Raw genomic sequence first — 3,444 nt, 5'->3', positions numbered from 1 at the left:
TGGTGTACCGCTGATCAACGACCACTCTGATGACGCTCACGCGGATGGTGTGCTCTGCGCAGCGAAATAAAGGAGGAGCGAAGCGGGGGACATTCGCGGAGCAGAGCACACCGTCGGCGTGGGCGTCGCCCTGAACGGCAGCGCCCAACAACGTGGCTCCAAACAGACCGAGCTAACGCGCCTTGCGAGGCCGAGTACCGACAGCCGCGACAGGCTTGTCGAGCGATTCGGCCAGCAGCGCTTCGAGCCACCCAGCGAACGTCTGCATGCGCCGCGACAGATTGCGCCGGTGTGGGTACACAAGGTGCACCGGCAATGGCTCCGCGCGTGCGTCCGGCAGCACTTCGACCAGTTCACTGGCTGCCAGGTGTTCGCGCACGTCATACAGCGGAATCTGGATCAGGCCCAGCCCCGCCAACGCACAGGCTATGTACGTCTCGGCATTGTTGGCTGCGACCTGGCTGCGCATGCGCAGCGTGTGCGTCTCGTCGTCTCGTTGCCACTCCCACGGCGCCGCGCGGCCACTGGTCGGCGAGGCGTAGTTGACTGCCAGGTGCTGCGGCAGATCCATGGGCGTGCGTGGCGTGCCGTGGCGGGCCAGGTAGGCCGGGCTTGCGCAGTTGATCAGCGTGAAATGTCCCAGCGGCCGAGCCACAAGGCTGCTGCTGGCCAGCGGGCCGACGCGTAGCGCGCAATCGACGCCCTCCAGCACCAGGTCCACCGCTCGGTCGCTCGAGCCCAGCTCCAGCTCGATGCCCGGAAAGCGCTCGAAGAAACCCGGCAGTGCCGGCGCAATCAGCCGCCGCGCGATGCGGCTCGGCACATCGACCTTGAGCCGGCCGCTCACGTGGCCGTGCGCTGGCAGGAACTGCTGCTCGATGTCTTCCATGTCGGCCACCAGCGCGCGGGCGCGCTCCAGCATCACCTCGCCGTCGGGCGTCAGGCTCACGCGCCGCGTGGTGCGGTGGAGCAGGCGCGAGCCCAGCCGGGTTTCGAGCTGCTGCACCGCCGTCGAGATGGTGGCGCGCGGCAGGCCTAGGCGGTCGGCGGCGCGCGTGAAGCTGCCGGTTTCGGCCACGCGCAGGAAGACCTGGAGGAGGTCGATGCGGTCCATTCGCTGTTGCCTCTATTCGCCTGATTGTTCGTGATTTATTGAACAGTCTAGCTTTGGATGGCCTATTTATCCCGGCGATGTCGATCAATAGACTGAGGCCTCAAGTCACACATCCATTCACCCGCGCTTTTTCCCCCAAGGAGTCAAACCATGTCCGCACGCACGCTCAAGAACAAGGTCGCCGTCATCGCCGGCGGTGGCAAGAACCTCGGCGCCCTCGTCGGCCAGCAACTGGTCGATGGCGGCGCCCGCGGCATCGCCATTCACTACAACAGCGACGCCTCGCGCGCCGATGCCGAGGCAACCGCCGCCGCGCTCAAGGCCAGGGGCGCGGACACGCTGCTGGTGCAGGGCGATCTCTCGGTGGTGGAGAACAACGCCCGCCTGTTCGACCAGGCCGTGAAGCATTTTGGCCAGGTCGACATTGCCATCAACACCGCGGGCGTGGTCATCAAGAAGCCGATCCTCGATGTCACCGAGGCCGACTACGACAAGAGCTTCGACGCCAACGCCAAGGCCGCTTTCTTCTTCATCCAGCAGGCCGGCCGCACTTTGGCCGAGGGCGGCAGCATCGTGACGATCGTCAGTTCGCTGCTGGCGGCGTACACGCCGTTCTATGCCATCTACCCGGGCTCGAAGGCGGCGGTGGAGCACTTCACGCGGGCCGCGTCGAAAGAGTTCGGCGAGCGCGGCATCTCGGTCAACGCCATCGGCCCCGGCCCCATGGACACGCCGTTCTTCTACGGCCAGGAAAGCAAGGAAGCCGTCGAGTACCACAGCAGCGCCGCCGCGCTGAGCAAGTACTCGAAGAAGGGCCTGACCGACATCGAGGACATCGCGCCCATCGTGCGCTTCCTGGTCACCGAAGGCTGGTGGATCACGGGCCAGACGATCTTCGCCAACGGCGGGTACACCACGCGCTGATGGATTGATCGATTCACCCGCCGATACGGCAAGATGCCCCCTGGAGGAAAAACGACATGCATACGATCGTGGTGATGGGTGGCGGCTTCGCGCTGCTGGTGGTGTTTCTTCTGGCCGGCCGCTTCATGGGCGACGGCTCCACGGCGGCGCTTGCCACCGCGGCCAAGTGGTTCATTCCGGCGTGGTTCATCGGCGCCGGCATCAACATGGCCGTGGGCGTGCTCAAGGCGGGCTACTCGGTGGCCGAGGAACTGCCGATCTTCTTGCTGATCTTCGCGGTGCCAGCCGTCGTGGCGGGGCTGTTGTGGTGGAAGTTCGGGCGCTGAGATTGCCCTGAATGCCCCCGTGCCGGCCCCGACATTCGGGGCGGGCACAATCGCCGGATGCTCATGTATCCGCAGATCAATCCCATCGCCCTGCAACTGGGGCCGGTGGCCATTCACTGGTACGGCCTGACCTACCTGGCGGCCTTCGCGCTGTTCTACTTTCTTGGCACGCGCCGCCTGCGTCACGAGCCGTACCGCTCGCTTGTGGGTGCTGGCGCGTGGCAGCGCAAGGACATCGAGGACATTCTTTTTCTCGGCGTGATGGGCGTCATCGTCGGTGGCCGCCTTGGCTACTGTCTGTTCTACAAGCCCGAGTTCTACCTCTCGCATCCGCTCGAAATTCTCTACGTGTGGCAGGGCGGCATGAGCTTCCATGGCGGCATGCTGGGCGTGATCGGCGCGATGGTGTGGTTCTCGCGTTCGCGTGCGCGGCCGTTCTGGCAGGTGATGGATTTCGTCGCGCCCTGCGTTCCAACGGGCCTGGCCGCGGGCCGCGTGGGTAATTTCATCAACGGCGAACTGTGGGGCCGTTTCAGCAGCCCCGACCTTCCATGGGGCATGGTGTTCCCGCAAAGCGGCTCGATGCTGCCGCGCCATCCGTCGCAGGTGTACCAGTTCCTGCTGGAAGGACTGCTGTTGTTCGTGATCATGTGGCTCTATGCACGCAAGGAGCGCAAGCAGGGGCAGGTGGCGGCGGTGTTCCTGATCGGCTATGGCGCACTGCGTTTCTTTGCCGAGTATTTCCGCGAGCCCGACGACTTCCTGGGACTGCGGGCGCTGAGCCTGAGCCAGGGGCAGTGGTTGAGCGTGCCAATGGTCATTGCCGGGATCGCGCTGTGGTTCTGGTTCGGTCGCAGCAAGACCGTCGCTGCTCGGGCCTGAGGTCGTCGGTTCTCCTGGGCCTCGTTCCGGGGCTCCTTGTTTGGGCGCTGCTGTTTGGGTTCATTCGGGGCGACGCCCACGCCGACGGTGTGCTCTGCTCCGCGAATGTCCCCCGCTTCGCTCCTCCTTTATTTCGCTGCGCAGAGCACACCATCCGCGTGAGCGTCATCAGAGTGGTCGTTGATCAGCGGTACACCA

Annotated in this window: 4 protein-coding genes; 3 read left to right on the top strand and 1 reads right to left on the bottom strand. The window is 65.0% G+C overall.

Annotation, left to right across the window (positions count from 1 at the left end):
• Nucleotides 1–172 precede the first annotated feature (172 nt).
• Entirely contained in the window at nt 173–1,114 is a 942-nt protein-coding gene (locus DBV14_RS30130) for a LysR family transcriptional regulator (protein ID WP_124465100.1), read from the bottom strand.
• A 150-nt stretch (nt 1,115–1,264) separates the two neighbouring features.
• Here DBV14_RS30130 and DBV14_RS30125 point away from each other — a divergent pair, with 150 nt between their 5' ends.
• Genes DBV14_RS30125 through lgt form a run of 3 tightly spaced genes read left to right on the top strand, consistent with a single transcriptional unit; the run spans nt 1,265 to nt 3,246 of the window.
• Nucleotides 1,265–2,038, top strand: a complete 774-nt coding sequence (locus tag DBV14_RS30125; RefSeq protein ID WP_124465098.1) for an SDR family oxidoreductase — start codon at nt 1,265–1,267, stop codon at nt 2,036–2,038.
• 56 nt (nt 2,039–2,094) lie between these two features.
• On the top strand, nt 2,095–2,364 hold the full coding sequence (locus DBV14_RS30120) for a hypothetical protein (RefSeq protein ID WP_124465097.1): 270 nt from the start codon (nt 2,095–2,097) through the stop codon (nt 2,362–2,364).
• A gap of 57 nt (nt 2,365–2,421) precedes the next feature.
• Entirely contained in the window at nt 2,422–3,246 is an 825-nt protein-coding gene (gene lgt / locus DBV14_RS30115) for a prolipoprotein diacylglyceryl transferase (protein WP_124465095.1), read from the top strand.
• Nucleotides 3,247–3,444: the final 198 nt, after the last annotated feature.

It is taken from the genome of Variovorax sp. KBW07 (genome assembly GCF_003852515.1).
Lineage (GTDB): Bacteria > Pseudomonadota > Gammaproteobacteria > Burkholderiales > Burkholderiaceae_C > Variovorax.
This window is presented reverse-complemented; position numbering and strand designations above follow the sequence as displayed.